This window comes from Psychromonas sp., assembly GCF_047632995.1.
Taxonomy (GTDB): Bacteria; Pseudomonadota; Gammaproteobacteria; order Enterobacterales; family Psychromonadaceae; genus Psychromonas.
On sequence record NZ_JBLIEK010000040.1, the window covers coordinates 16,853 to 29,843 of the forward strand.

Sequence of the window (12,991 nt, forward strand, 5' to 3'; positions counted from 1 at the left end):
TGCCCCTCCTTCCCTCTCTAACAAATGAGGTCACTATGCAGAATAATATGCAATACAATAAGCACAACGATTCGGTAGCCCTGCCTAAAGCAGAGCCATTACCGACTGCACTGTCTAATATTAACCACGATTTTTTTAGGCAGATTATTGCTGCGCAGTTATCAGGCAATGCCGCATTGCCACATGGTCTGGGCCTCGATAGCTCAAGCTACAATGAGCTGCTCAGAACCATCAGTTGCGCGCGTTTAAACAACCAGGAAGCCAACTGGCAGCAATCAGACAAAACACCCGCCCATGCGCGTGCTGCCGTTTATGGTGAACTGCTGGATATACGCTCCCAGGAACGCAACGAGCTAATCACCTTGTTATGTAGCTACGCCGATCAGCGCGTAGCGGATACCATGCAGATGGCGATCATTGTTGCCACAGCCTGCCTGACTCAATTTCATCTATGGCACAGTTTGAGCTTAGCCGATCGTGGTCAACTGGGGATATTGCTAAAATACAATTTTCCTGAACTGCACGCGAAAAACACAAAAAATATGCGCTGGAAACGTTTTTTTTACCGCTGTTTATGTGAGCAGGGCGGCGATTATATCTGCAGAGCGCCGAGTTGCTCAGAGTGCCGCTCTTATAAGGAATGTTTTGCTGAATAATCCATTATCACTAGAAAGGAAAAAAGATGACAGAAGATAATAATCACTCCGATCGTTACCGCTCATTTTGTGGCCTAAACTGCGACCTCAATGCCGATAAATTGATTGCCATGCTCGAGCAAAATATGCTCGCGGGTAACGGAGCAAAGGAGTGGCACCGTTACTTTGCCCTGAAAAGAGCGCAGCAGAATAAATCCAATCATGACAATCTGCACTTTATCGGCAACCAGACCAATACTCTCTATGAGTACTTTGAGCAATGCCAAGATCAAGACGCACTGCAACTGCTCTATAAAATAGAACAGGAATGTTGTTGAGCATCAGCCAGCTCCGTTGTTTACCCCTCTCTTTATCCGCTACAAAATTGTAATAAATGGTGCACTTTGTCATTTTTATAATAATCGGATTGATGCGGCCTCATTAAATTGTTCTACCCATATTTAATGGCGCAATCATTAATATTAAAACTCAACCAATAGCGGCCCATAAAACAAAAATAAAAAACAATCTAACTATTTGTTTTAAAACAAAATAGATCGCGAAATTATTTAATGGACTGGCTCTTTCGTTGTAATCAGTAACCATTGCAAAACAACACTACACGGTTACCTGCTTGTGGCTTATGAATTGCAATTATTGCCTGTACTGATCTGCTTAACTTTTCCCACTTGCAGGGAGTCATAATTAAGCAAATTGGTACTACTTATCAAACTTAAAGAGGAAACATTATATGGCTACTGTATATTTTTCATCGCCAATTATGCGTAAAAACAAAAAAGTGAGTGCCGTTGCAGGCAAGCGCGATGCGTTATTGGGACTGGCAGAAGAAAATGAGATTAAAATCCCACATGAGTGTAGAGATGGCAAATGCGGTTCTTGCTTGGTGGAAGTAACTCACCTTGATGGCGACCATATTAAGGGCGCTATGCTGACCGATAAAGAACGCGAAGGACTTAAAAGCATCGGCAAACTCTCTGCTAAAGATGAACAGCGTGCTTCTGTTGGCGATATGCCGCCAAAATTTCGCTTAGCTTGCCAAATGATTGTCACAGATGAAGATCTACTGGTTAAGTTTACCGGTGAGCCTGGCGGCGCATAGATAACCTCCGTTGAGAATAGTTTATCGCTTTGGGCTTAATGACCAAGCCATTAACCGCTAACGCTATTGTTGCGATTATTGGCTTGGATTTTAATTGCTAAAAAGAGAGATGGCAAAATCATTGACCTGACTCTTCCCTCCCTCAAAAAAGTGCACTTCCCTTGTAGAGTACAAAGCGAGAGCCGCTAGGATTTCATCGCCTCTTAAATCTGTTACTCTTTGTCAGACGTCTTCGACCGATGCGACACCAATAAGGAAAATAATATGCAGCAGAAAATCACTAAAGATACCCAGCTTTGTATCTCGATTGCCGCTAGACCCAGTAATATCGGGACGCGCTTTCACAACTTTTTGTATGATGCATTGAGCCTTGATTTTATATATAAAGCGTTCACAACCTCTGATCTTGGCGCTGCCATCGCTGGCATTCGCAGCCTGGGGATCCGCGGCTGTGGTGTTTCTATGCCTTATAAGGAAGCGTGTATCCCTTATCTTGATGAACTCGACCAATCCGCGCAAGCACTGCAGTCAGTGAATACCATAGTTAACGATAATGGTTACCTGCGCGCCTATAATACCGACTATATTGCCGTCACTAAATTACTGAGTCAGCATAATATCTCCAACCAATTAACATTTTCACTGCGCGGTAGCGGCGGTATGGCAAAAGCGGTTGCAGGCGCGCTTTTCGATGCCGGTTTTAAGAAAGGCACTATCGTTTCCCGTAATGAAAGCAGCGGTAGAAAACTGGCTGAAACTTACGCTTACCAATGGCAAGACGCACAAGCCGAGATTGACAGTGAACTGTTAATTAATGTCACCCCTATTGGCATGGCTGGCAGCGAACAATCACAACAACTAGCTTTCAGCGCGGAGGTGGTCAATCAAGCTCAAGTTATTTTTGATGTGGTCGCACTGCCCGCGCAAACCCCTTTAATTAAGTTAGCAAGCAGTCTAGATAAGCAAGTTATCACAGGTGCAGAGGTGATAGCCCTGCAGGCTGCCGAGCAATTTCATCTGTATACGGGGATCTGGCCAAGCGAGCAACTCCTGCAACAAGCTTCAGAGTATTCACGCAGCTAACGTTGGTAAACATAAAAAATAGCGGCATAAAACGTGATGAATATAAAGAAGGGACTGCGCGAATCATCGCGCAGTCCCTTCTGATTTACTAGTAAGATATTTTTTATTTTTTAATATGTTACTTTGATCCACCTCCTCCCGTGCCACCACCTGCTCCCGTGCCACCACTTGTTCCCTTGCCACCACCTGCTCCCTTGCCACCAGCTGCTCCCTTGACCTTACCCTTCATTGGAGGCACACCGGGAAGTATCACGCCTTGCTCCTTAGCGCGTACTTGCATCATATGTTGATTTTTATTGCGAATTTGCTGACGCTCCTGCTCTGTTGTTGCCGCACGCATTTTAGCGTGGTATTGGTTAAGCTCTTGCTGCGTCATAAGCTGCTTACCGTAGACTTGATCGTGCATTTGGTCTCGATCTTGCAATTGGTCTCGGTCTTGCATTTGGTCTTGGTCTTGCAATTGGTCTCGGTCTTGCATTTGGTCTTGATCTTGCAATTGGTCTTGATCTTGCAATTGGTCTTGGTCTTGCAATTGGTCAGCCGCTAACGCTAACCCGGTAGATAGAGACAGTGCCAATGCAGCCACCATTAATAATAGTTTCATTATCGTATACTCCTGCAATATGGGTTGGTCTATTGCCGCCCGCAGCCACCACAACCCGTTCAGTGGCAAGGTATTAGCAGTTCGGACATTATATTGGAACCTAAAAAGGCTGCAACACGACGAAGTCCTAGTGCATCTTCTGGTCAATTAAAATCAAAGCTGAATAAGCCGCGCTCAGCAATTAACACGTTTTATTAGACAGCCTTTGTTAGCCGCATTGACACTGTTCAGTGTCAAAATACAGCAACACAAACACAGACACCTTAGCAATATAGAAACGTTTTCAGCGTCACTTTATTTACCAAAACAGGTCTGCAATTTTGTTTTTATATCAAATATAAGTATAGAACCTTTGTCGGGTAATTTTCACTCTACCCGCTTAATTTATTTTCTCTGTAGGATTTTTTAAATACGGCAGCGCAGGAAACGGGTTATTAAAGGCGGGTAGCAATGGTAGCAAAGACTAAAAGTTGGCTGCTCAATGAGCAGCATTGACATCAAAATAAATCATAGCCGCATTTTTTATTGTTCTTTTATTATATTGGGCAGCCTTACAACGCTTCGAGCATCACGTCTGCTTTGCTGACCGCAAACTCTTTTGGCGCTTCGACATTGAGCTGAGTCACCACACCATCCTCAATAATCATCGCATAACGCTTTGATCGCACACCGCCGAAACTGGCCGTATCCATTGAAAGGCCTAAGCTCTTGGTAAAACTTGCATCGCCATCAGCTAACATCATCAATTCAGAGGCGTTGTGTGCTTCTCCCCATGCCTTCATAACAAACGCATCGTTGACTGACACACAAGCGATAAGATCCACGCCTTTAGCTTTAAACTTATCCGCCAATACCACATAACCCGGTAGATGTGATTCAGAGCAAGTCGGTGTAAACGCGCCCGGTACGGCAAATAGCAGTACTTTTTTACCCGCAAAAAGATCCGTTACCTGATGATGCACCATCCCCTCTGGCGTTAATTGAGTCAATAATCCCTGCGTGAGTTTTTGGCCTTGTTCAATCATGTTATTTTCCTTAAATAAGAGCGTAATATAATAGTCTATCCCTAAATAGAGCGTGAAAACAGGGATAAAAAACAGGGTTATTCGCGCTCTACACTGAGAATAAACGACTGTAATTATCGATAAATAATAAAGTCGCGCAAAATTACGCTGCTTGTTAATTAACGCTTCCATAGCCCTAGCTATTCGCAAGCAAGCTGGTTATCCACTGTTTCTCACATTTTTTCTGGCGATGTTGATTGATCTGTTTAGTGATAGCTTTAATCGCATCAGCCTCCGGCTGTTCACCTGCCGGCAATATTTCGTGACAAAGCAGTAGATGCAAGCCGATTTCACTTTCAATAATAGGGCTAATCGTTCCTGCCTGCATAAAAAATAGGACGTCATCTAATTGCGGATAAAGCTGACCGCGGGTCACGCGGCCGATTAAACCGTTATTTAATGCTGTAGGACACTCGGAATTCGCCAGTGCCAATGCAGGGAAGCTACTAATATCATTGAGCAGTAGCGTGCGCAGCTGAGTCAGCCTAGCGCGCGCCTGCTCCTTGCTGTTTTCTCGGTAGAGATCATTAATGGTGATTAAGATATGGCTGACGTTGCGCCGCTCGCTGTGCCTAAATTGGGCTCTGTTTTTCTGGTAATAATCCAGTGCTTCCTGCTCACTCGCCGCGCGGTAATCCTGGCTTTGCGCCGCTACGGTTTTTTCACACAGCAAGTCCTGATAGATAGCCAGCTCTAATTGCGTCACCGTTAATCCCTGCTGCTGCAGCGACAGGGTAAAACTTTGCGGATTTTCAAACTGCTGCTGCAGCTGCTCAATAATAAAATTGACCTCTTCCTGGCGCACCTGCTGATTTTTTGCCGCATCGCTTTGCAGCACAGCCATTATTATTTTTTCAGCCACTTGCGCCTGCGTCTGCAGTTTTTCTATGACGGTTGGATCAAGTGATTCGGGTCCAGTTTGCGAGTGATTCCACGCAAGTTTAATTAATTGATAGGCTGAGCTAACGGTTGATCTGTTTTTCTGCTTGGTTAACATCCGAGCCTCCCCATTTCAATTGCAACTATCGACGGTTTTGTCTCGTCTAATGTTAATATTGTCTCCGGAATCAACCAGGAATTAGTTTCCAAGCCATTGATGCGCTTAAATGACACCCGGTAGAACAAGGGAGGCTGATTACTTTCCAACCCTAAAATAGTACCGCTGTCACCTGCGCTAACGACTATTTTCCCTGCACTGGATAACGATTTCTGAGTTATCACATTATCGCCCCGTTCAAACAATCGCTCCACCCAAGGGGCGTCTATTGCGCCAAGCTCTGACTCGCGGCAACCCACAGTGCAGCCCTGCTCAATAAAATGCACTTGATAGATAACCTGATCCTGCAGGAATTTCCCAACTCCTTTAATGTAACCGACACTGCCTCTTCTGATTAACAGCGCGCCACGGTTGCTGCCCATAAAAGTGCCGTCATTTCTAATGTTTTTAATCACTCTGACTTTGTCGCCATAATCAAACGTAGCGTCCATAACAATATCCTTAGTTAGGGTCTGTTGACCTAGTGTTCTGAGCCCAATACCAGTTGGCTTAACCCAAGCAGTTCGGTATCTGAGGGATTACGTTTCCGACTAATAGCAAACTCCTGTACTACCGATAATAATTTACCCGTCTGTATAGGGTTTAATGAGATACCTATTCGTGCAAAAACAGCTCTTACGGCGCCCAATCCTGAATGTTTGCCTAACACCAATGTATGGCAGCGCCCCAATAACTGTGGATCTAAGCCTTGATAATTACGTAGATCTTTAATCAGTCCATCGACATGAATGCCCGACTCGTGGGTAAACACCAGTTCACCCACTAAACTTTTTTGTGTCGGTAGCGGCCGCCCGGCGGCTATAGAAACAGCTTGGCAAAGCGCCGGAAAACGCGTTAAATTAATCCCGGTCTGTATTTGATAACAGTGCTCTAACGCAGTAACCACCTCTTCCAAAGCCGCATTACCTGCGCGCTCTCCTAAACCAACCACAGTGGTATTAGCATAACGCGCACCCGCTTTTATGGCGGCTAAGGTATTGGCACTGGCGAGCCCAAGATCATCATGGCAATGGATTTCAATATCTAAAGGTTGTGCTGCACTTAACAGTTTGATCTGCTCATAAGTGGCAAAGGGATCCAGCAGACCGAGCGTGTCGGCGTAACGCAAACGCATCGCCCCTGCACGGCTGCCAACAATGGCCAGTTCGATTAAAAAATGCATGGAAGCGCGCGATGCATCCTCACAACCGATACAGACCTGCAGGCCCAGCGAGCGTGCATAGGTGATGGCGGATTGCAGCTGTTTTAAAATATGTGTCCTGCTGCATTTTAATTTGTGCGCCAGCATCTGATCTGAAGTAGGAATAGAAATATCTATCCAATCAAGCTTCAACTCTGCGGCCAGTTTTATCTCTGCATGCTTAGGACGGCACCACCCCATCAAGATAGCTTGCGGCAGCGCGCTGCGAATAGCGGCAATCGTGAGGCACTCCTCTTTACCCATTGCCGGAATACCCACTTCTAAATTTGTTACCCCAGCCGCCACCAACATGCTAGCTAACGAGACTTTTTCCTGACGGGTAAAGGAAACACCTGCAGTCTGTTCGCCGTCTCTTAGCGTTGTATCGTTAATAATGACCATAAGGGCAACCTATTAGGCAAATGCCGGCGTGAAACTTTCCATATCAACGGGTTTACCATCCTTCCAATAGGGCGATAATAAACGCAGTTTGTCGATAACCGAGCCGATCACTTCAAGCACCTTATCTATCTCTCTCTCTTTGCTATAGCGGGAAAGAGAGAAACGAATCGTGCCGTGTGCGGCGGTAAAGGGAATAGACATCGCCTGCATCACATGCGAAGGCTCAAGTGAGCCAGAGGTGCACGCACTGCCACTTGATGCGGCAATACCATGCTGATTAAGGAGCATTAAAATAGCTTCCCCCTCGACATATTCAAAAGCGATATTGCAGGTGTTAGCGGTGCGATTATCGGGATCGCCGGTAACAAATGAATGTTCAACTTGCGCTAAGATCCCTTTTTCGAGTTTATCGCGCAGCATTTTTATGCGTCCATTGATAGTCTCAAGATGCAACTCCGCTTGCTCCGCCGCCACCCCGAAAGCAACAATACCCGCGCAATTTTCAGTCCCGGCTCGACGTCCCCGCTCTTGATGACCGCCACGCAGTAGCGGGCGGTAACGCACGCCACGGCGCACATATAACGCGCCGATCCCTTTGGGTGCATGTATTTTATGACCGGAAAATGACAGCATGTCGATGCATGAATCTTGTACTTCAACCGGAATTTTACCCACAGCCTGCACCGCATCCGTATGAAATAAAATACCTTTTTCATTGGCCATTTTAGCCATTTCCACAACAGGAAAGAGTGTGCCGGTTTCATTATTGGCCCACATTATGCTGACCAGCGCGACCTTGTCACAAAGCAGCTGCTGATATTCATTTATATCGAGGCGCCCTTTTTTATCCACTTTTAGCCAATGGACTTTATAGCCCTCAAGTTCAAGCTGTTCGCAGACCTCAAGCGTGGCGGGATGCTCTACCACTGTGGTAATAATCTCTTTTTTATCAGGATGCACTTTCAGTGCGGATAGAATAGCGGTGGTCGTTGACTCTGTTGCACAGGAGGTGAAAATAATCTCGCTGTCATGCAGCGCGCCGACAAGATCCGCCACGCGTCTGCGTGCTATCTTCATTTGCGCGCCGACTTTATCGGCGAAACTGTGAATAGAAGAGGGGTTGCCGAACTGCTCGGTAAAAAGTGGCAGCATCGCTTCCAATGCCATCGCATCGACCTTAGTGGTTGCATTGTTATCTAAGTATATCGCTTTCATAATTGCCTCCCTCTACGAAACTGCATGGGCTAAATGAGATAATTCTTGTAATTCTTGTGGCTCATGACTGACAGGATCTTGATTGACCACTGGCACTGGAAAACCAAGTTTTTCAGCAATTTGATCTTGTAACCAGCCCAAGGTGATATCTGTCATCATGCAGCCGGTACAGGCGCCCGATAAACTCACAGTGATTAAATGGTTAGTGGCCTGCACTAGACTCACATCACCCCCATCAACCTGCAGGTAGGGTCTTAAATTATTGATGATTGCACGCACATCTTGCGTCAATGAATCACCTTCTGTCGCGATTTGCTCGGCAGCGCGGCCATCTGATACCGGCGCATTAACAAAATTGCTTGATGATGGGCAGGGAGTTTGCTGCGCTTTTTTCTTAGCCATCACCGCATCAATCACGCGTTCAATTTTTTCATGGCAGCCAGTGCAGGCGCCGCCCGCTTTGGTGTAATTAATGACATCATCGATGCTAGTCAGGGCATGTTTTTCTACAGCGCGGGTGATTTTTCCTTCATCAACCGCGAAACAGCGGCAGATAAGTTTGCCCTCTTCATGATCATCCGCTTTTAACTCTATCCCTCTGAAATTGGCGATAGCAGCTTCCAATGCTTCTTGACCCATCACTGAGCAATGCATTTTCTCCGGAGGCAATCCCCCCAGATAATCGACAATCTCCTGGTTACTGACTAGCGCCGCCTGATCAATCGTTTTGCCGATAATCAACTCAGTTAATGCCGATGATGATGCAATTGCGCTGCCGCAACCAAACGTCTGAAAACCGGCATCTTCAATAATATCAGTCTGCTCGTTCACTTTAAGTGTTAAACGCAGGGCATCGCCACAACTGATAGAGCCAACATCACCCACCGCATTGGCATCTTCTAACGCTTTCGCATTTCTTGGATTAAAAAAATGATCTTTTACTGTTTCTGAATAATCCCACATAGTCACTACCTCATAACCGATTTGATTTTGTAGTTTGACAGTTGCAAAACTCAGACCAAAGAAAATAGTCAATAAATTCAGTTGGTTATTAAAATAAAATCTGGAATCAGGAGAAAATGTAACAGTCTAATGTGGGTTTTGTCGGGTATGAAACATAATCTGTGATGGCGATTTTGCACAAAAAAGTCTGCGCGGAGAAGGATGTGCATTTTCCTACAATTGTCTTGTATCGCACCAATAGGCGCTCAAAAAAATCGCTGTGTAAATGATGTTTTTAATTTAACAGATTACTTATCAGTAGGTTACGATAAATAATTCGTCTGGTATAAAGATTGCAATTCCCTCTTTATCATTATTCTTTTTCAGGTAGGCAATTATGGACAATAACAATAACTCCCATCTACAGACGCGTACTGACTCTCGTCCAAGCTGTAAAACAAAATGTGCCAGCGAAACGCTAACCTTAGATACTAAACAAACGGAAAGTGCTTCTGAAATTGGACTAGCGCAACTGCAAAAAGTATCGCAACACCCCTGCTATTCCAATAATGCCCATCATAAATATGCGCGCATGCACCTAGCCGTTGCCCCTGCCTGTAATATTCAATGCAATTACTGTAATCGTAAATACGACTGCGCCAATGAATCCCGCCCCGGTGTTGTTTCTGAGCTACTGACGCCAGAGCAGGCACTGTTTAAAGCCATGGCCGTTGCCAAAGCCATTCCGCAGTTGTCGGTAATAGGAATTGCCGGACCGGGCGATCCCCTGGCCAATCCCGTGCGCACTATGACCACGCTGGCATTACTGCGCGAGGCGATGCCGGATATAAAATTATGTATCTCCACCAACGGCCTGACACTCATTGACCATGTGGATGAGCTGCTGAGATTAGGGGTGGATCATGTCACCGTCACCATTAATGCCTTAGATGAGGTGATTGCGGCGCAGATCTACAAATGGATCTACCTCGATGGTAAGCGCTATAGCGGCGTAGAAGCGGGCAGAATCTTAATTCAGCGACAAATGGCGGGTCTTCGGGCGCTCTCGAAAGCGGGGATATTAACTAAGGTTAACTCGGTATTAATACCGGGCATAAATGATGGTCACCTGCCGGAGCTAAGTCGCGAGCTGAGGCGCAATAATGTCTTTTTACATAATATAATGCCGCTTATCAGCAAACCTGAGCATGGCACCTTTTTTGGTCTAAACGGACAACGTGAGCCGTTAAAATCTGAGTTAGATCAGGTACGCGAAGAATCGGGAGGCAATGTCAGCCAGATGAAACACTGTCAGCAATGCCGCGCAGATGCTGTAGGCATGCTTGGTGAAGACCGCAGCAGTGAGTTTAATCTGCAAGATATTAATGCACAACCCGTCGATTATCCGCAAACTATGGTTGAGCGCAGCCGTTTTCAATCAGCAATTGCCAGTCAAGGTGCCTCAGAAAGGCAGGCGTCGTTAATTGTCGCTGTCGCCAGCGGAAATACTAATCAAATAGATCTCCATTTTGGTCATACTGATTGTTTTAAACTCTATCTGCTCACTGAAAATGAGCACCACTATCTCGGCGAGCGGAGAATAAAACGTTACTGCTCGGGCAGCAATGATTGCCCTGATAGCGAGGTTGCAGCAGGCCATGGCAGTAGCTTAGATAATGCAATAAAAGCACTGCATGGCGTGGATCTACTGTTATGCAGTCGTATCGGCATCGATCCTAAACAGGCATTAGAAGCGGTCGGTATTACACTTGATGTCGACTATGCCTACCAAGCAGTAAGTAGCGTATGGCCCGAATTGTTTGGCAAATATCAACTACTCGCACAAAAGAAATGGCTGCAACAAGTTAGTCAGGGGCTAATCTAATGGCCCTGCAGATAGGGGATGACTGTTTTGCTTGTTATGCCTGTGAGACGGTTTGTCCCGCAGGCGCCATCTCCTGCCAAGGCGAAACGTTTGTTATCAACCCGGCACTATGCAGTGAATGCAAAGATATAGAGTTCCCAAGATGTATCGCCATCTGCCCCGAGCCGGGTGTTATTAATAACAGAGCGTCACCGAGCAGCTGATTTCAGCAATAATGGAGGAAAAGACGGGAGAAAAAGTCGGGAGAAATCAAGATAAAAGACCTGATAATCATATAGTAAGTTCCTACGAATCACGTTCAAGCCTAGAGTGTATGTTATACACATAGCTAAAACGGGGGCTTTAAAATGAAACTATATGGCGGTATTGACTTACATTCAAATAACAGTTTTTTTGCAATTAAAGACGAAACAGGTGTTGTTATTGCTCAACGTAAATTATCTACCGATTTAAAGCAAATATTTCATTTTCTTGAACCGTTTAAAAAGTAATTAACAGGGCTAGTTGATGCATTAAATGACGCTAACTACTAGGTGCATCTCGCTAATACGACAGCTATTCAGCAATACTCAGGTTTGAAATATTCGGACGATAACAGTGATGCTGACTGGCTTGCTGAAATGCTGCGATTAGGTATTTTATCTGAAAGGTTAGATTTACCCAAAAGAGGACAGAGCAGTCCGTGATTTTATGCGTAAATGCAGCTTGTTCAGCAAGCCATTCTCAATCTTTTGTCGATTAAAGGAATATAGATCCGCCATCTGAGTTATAAAATGAGCAGTAACAAGATAAAACAGTTAACATCAGAAGCAATAGAAAAACTGATTTTCAACAACTGATCACCATTGACGGTATTGGCAATATTCTAGCGCTCACTATCATGTTAGAAATGGGTGACATTCATCGCTTTAATAAAGTGGGAAGTTACGCTTCCTATTGCCGTTGTGTCAGTGGTGACAGTTATAGCAAAACTGTTAAAAGTTACTATCAACGGAAATTAGCAAAAAACAATCAGACGGTTACCATCAAAACGGTGGCACATAAATTAGCAACGGCTTGTTTTTATGTATTACGTGACAAAGTACCGTTTGAAGCAGAAAAATCTGCAAAGAACTGGATTAACCTCCGCACTAAATAATGACTAAGGCTTATAAAGCCAAGAGCCGTAGCCATACACAATCTCATGACTACACCGCTTACTTCCCATAATAAAAAGGCAGATGGGTGACTGGTGCATATTAACACCAACATTGTGATTTTTAGATGCGTATTAATAAACAACAAATTAGCGGTTCATATACATTTTAATACTTGGTAAAAAAGTACCATGGAAATTTGCACACTTGCTTGACCGGAACTTACTAATGGGTAACCCCACTTCCTTTTCTTCGAAAAATCATCAGGAATGATTTTGAACTGCTTCATACAAGCTTTTATACTCAACCTGAGTTATCCACACTTAACATTGGCAGCACGTTATGTGACATTAATCATATAATGCAATTATGCAAACGTATATCTTTACGGGCTCAATTAAATTTTCAAAAATAGGTATTATTTATGGAACTTATTACAGAATTACTCACCAAAGACTACTTCGTATTATTTCTAGTTATTGGTCTTGGAACAGCACTTGGTAATGTGCGAGTAAAGGGGATTAGTTTTGACACATCAGCGGTTATATTTGTCGCTATTTTTTTTGGGTACCTATACAACTTATACGGCGTAAACTTTAGTATTCCTCCCATCATACAAAGTGTTGGATTGGTATTATTTATTTACACTATAGGGATGCAAGCTGGGC

The 12,991-nt window shown here is 44.6% G+C and carries 15 protein-coding genes and 1 pseudogene; 9 read left to right on the top strand and 7 right to left on the bottom strand.

The genetic code is table 11. The features are described 5' to 3' along the window. The first annotated feature begins 35 nt into the window (after window positions 1–35). The 4 genes from ACJAT7_RS09050 (at window position 36) to ACJAT7_RS09065 (ending at window position 2,838) form a co-directional block, all read left to right on the top strand. Entirely contained in the window at window positions 36–656 is a 621-nt protein-coding gene (locus ACJAT7_RS09050; RefSeq protein WP_415226477.1) for a nitrogen fixation protein NifQ, read from the top strand. A 26-nt stretch (window positions 657–682) separates the two neighbouring features. Continuing rightward, window positions 683–973, top strand: coding sequence for a N(2)-fixation sustaining protein CowN (cowN, locus tag ACJAT7_RS09055; RefSeq protein ID WP_415226478.1), 291 nt, complete (start codon window positions 683–685; stop codon window positions 971–973). Between the two features lie 413 nt (window positions 974–1,386). Then, window positions 1,387–1,755: a 2Fe-2S iron-sulfur cluster binding domain-containing protein gene (locus tag ACJAT7_RS09060; RefSeq protein WP_415226479.1), complete on the top strand. Its 369-nt coding sequence runs from the start codon at window positions 1,387–1,389 to the stop codon at window positions 1,753–1,755. A 264-nt stretch (window positions 1,756–2,019) separates the two neighbouring features. After that, window positions 2,020–2,838: a shikimate 5-dehydrogenase gene (locus ACJAT7_RS09065; RefSeq protein WP_415226480.1), complete on the top strand. Its 819-nt coding sequence runs from the start codon at window positions 2,020–2,022 to the stop codon at window positions 2,836–2,838. 118 nt (window positions 2,839–2,956) lie between these two features. Here the strand turns inward: ACJAT7_RS09065 and ACJAT7_RS09070 are convergent, their stop codons facing one another. The 7 genes from ACJAT7_RS09070 to nifU form a co-directional block, all read right to left on the bottom strand. After that, a complete protein-coding gene (locus tag ACJAT7_RS09070; RefSeq protein WP_415226481.1) occupies window positions 2,957–3,442 on the bottom strand; it encodes a hypothetical protein in 486 nt (161 codons plus the stop codon). A gap of 551 nt (window positions 3,443–3,993) precedes the next feature. Beyond that, window positions 3,994–4,467, bottom strand: a complete 474-nt coding sequence (locus ACJAT7_RS09075; protein ID WP_415226482.1) for a peroxiredoxin — start codon at window positions 4,465–4,467, stop codon at window positions 3,994–3,996. Between the two features lie 175 nt (window positions 4,468–4,642). Further along, complete coding sequence (locus ACJAT7_RS09080) at window positions 4,643–5,503, bottom strand: peptidylprolyl isomerase (protein WP_415226483.1); 861 nt, start codon at window positions 5,501–5,503, stop codon at window positions 4,643–4,645. Further along, window positions 5,497–5,994: a nitrogen fixation protein NifZ gene (locus ACJAT7_RS09085; RefSeq protein ID WP_415226484.1), complete on the bottom strand. Its 498-nt coding sequence runs from the start codon at window positions 5,992–5,994 to the stop codon at window positions 5,497–5,499. Before ACJAT7_RS09085 ends, ACJAT7_RS09080 begins: the two co-directional genes overlap by 7 nt. Before the next feature lie 29 nt (window positions 5,995–6,023). After that, entirely contained in the window at window positions 6,024–7,145 is a 1,122-nt protein-coding gene (gene nifV / locus ACJAT7_RS09090; protein ID WP_415226485.1) for a homocitrate synthase, read from the bottom strand. Window positions 7,146–7,157: 12 nt separating this feature from the next. Further along, window positions 7,158–8,360: a cysteine desulfurase NifS gene (nifS, locus tag ACJAT7_RS09095; protein ID WP_415226486.1), complete on the bottom strand. Its 1,203-nt coding sequence runs from the start codon at window positions 8,358–8,360 to the stop codon at window positions 7,158–7,160. A gap of 12 nt (window positions 8,361–8,372) precedes the next feature. After that, on the bottom strand, window positions 8,373–9,323 hold the full coding sequence (gene nifU, locus ACJAT7_RS09100; protein WP_415226487.1) for a Fe-S cluster assembly protein NifU: 951 nt from the start codon (window positions 9,321–9,323) through the stop codon (window positions 8,373–8,375). A gap of 376 nt (window positions 9,324–9,699) precedes the next feature. On the opposite strand from nifU, the gene nifB reads away from it, so the two are divergent. The 5 genes and pseudogenes from nifB to ACJAT7_RS09125 all read left to right on the top strand — a co-directional run. After that, complete coding sequence (gene nifB, locus ACJAT7_RS09105; protein WP_415226488.1) at window positions 9,700–11,187, top strand: nitrogenase cofactor biosynthesis protein NifB; 1,488 nt, start codon at window positions 9,700–9,702, stop codon at window positions 11,185–11,187. Further along, on the top strand, window positions 11,187–11,390 hold the full coding sequence (locus ACJAT7_RS09110; RefSeq protein ID WP_415226489.1) for a 4Fe-4S binding protein: 204 nt from the start codon (window positions 11,187–11,189) through the stop codon (window positions 11,388–11,390). The genes nifB and ACJAT7_RS09110 overlap by 1 nt, the downstream gene beginning before the upstream one ends. Before the next feature lie 144 nt (window positions 11,391–11,534). Further along, entirely contained in the window at window positions 11,535–11,678 is a 144-nt protein-coding gene (locus ACJAT7_RS09115) for a hypothetical protein (RefSeq protein WP_415226490.1), read from the top strand. Window positions 11,679–12,067: 389 nt separating this feature from the next. Next, entirely contained in the window at window positions 12,068–12,325 is a 258-nt protein-coding gene (locus ACJAT7_RS09120; RefSeq protein ID WP_415226491.1) for a hypothetical protein, read from the top strand. 422 nt (window positions 12,326–12,747) lie between these two features. Further along, window positions 12,748–12,991: pseudogene (locus tag ACJAT7_RS09125) on the top strand (hypothetical protein); the annotation flags it as partial.

What these genes read in the sequence shown, in the direction of transcription:
- ACJAT7_RS09110 (WP_415226489.1), top strand. Translation starts at nt 11,187, where the DNA reads ATGGCCCTGCAGATAGGGGATGACTGTTTTGCTTGTTATGCCTGTGAG.
- nifS (WP_415226486.1), bottom strand. Translation starts at nt 8,360, where the DNA reads ATGAAAGCGATATACTTAGATAACAATGCAACCACTAAGGTCGATGCG.
- ACJAT7_RS09085 (WP_415226484.1), bottom strand. Translation starts at nt 5,994, where the DNA reads ATGGACGCTACGTTTGATTATGGCGACAAAGTCAGAGTGATTAAAAAC.
- nifV (WP_415226485.1), bottom strand. Translation starts at nt 7,145, where the DNA reads ATGGTCATTATTAACGATACAACGCTAAGAGACGGCGAACAGACTGCA.
- ACJAT7_RS09050 (WP_415226477.1), top strand. Translation starts at nt 36, where the DNA reads ATGCAGAATAATATGCAATACAATAAGCACAACGATTCGGTAGCCCTG.
- ACJAT7_RS09080 (WP_415226483.1), bottom strand. Translation starts at nt 5,503, where the DNA reads ATGTTAACCAAGCAGAAAAACAGATCAACCGTTAGCTCAGCCTATCAA.
- ACJAT7_RS09070 (WP_415226481.1), bottom strand. Translation starts at nt 3,442, where the DNA reads ATGAAACTATTATTAATGGTGGCTGCATTGGCACTGTCTCTATCTACC.
- nifU (WP_415226487.1), bottom strand. Translation starts at nt 9,323, where the DNA reads ATGTGGGATTATTCAGAAACAGTAAAAGATCATTTTTTTAATCCAAGA.
- ACJAT7_RS09065 (WP_415226480.1), top strand. Translation starts at nt 2,020, where the DNA reads ATGCAGCAGAAAATCACTAAAGATACCCAGCTTTGTATCTCGATTGCC.
- ACJAT7_RS09120 (WP_415226491.1), top strand. Translation starts at nt 12,068, where the DNA reads ATGTTAGAAATGGGTGACATTCATCGCTTTAATAAAGTGGGAAGTTAC.
- nifB (WP_415226488.1), top strand. Translation starts at nt 9,700, where the DNA reads ATGGACAATAACAATAACTCCCATCTACAGACGCGTACTGACTCTCGT.
- cowN (WP_415226478.1), top strand. Translation starts at nt 683, where the DNA reads ATGACAGAAGATAATAATCACTCCGATCGTTACCGCTCATTTTGTGGC.
- ACJAT7_RS09115 (WP_415226490.1), top strand. Translation starts at nt 11,535, where the DNA reads ATGAAACTATATGGCGGTATTGACTTACATTCAAATAACAGTTTTTTT.
- ACJAT7_RS09060 (WP_415226479.1), top strand. Translation starts at nt 1,387, where the DNA reads ATGGCTACTGTATATTTTTCATCGCCAATTATGCGTAAAAACAAAAAA.
- ACJAT7_RS09075 (WP_415226482.1), bottom strand. Translation starts at nt 4,467, where the DNA reads ATGATTGAACAAGGCCAAAAACTCACGCAGGGATTATTGACTCAATTA.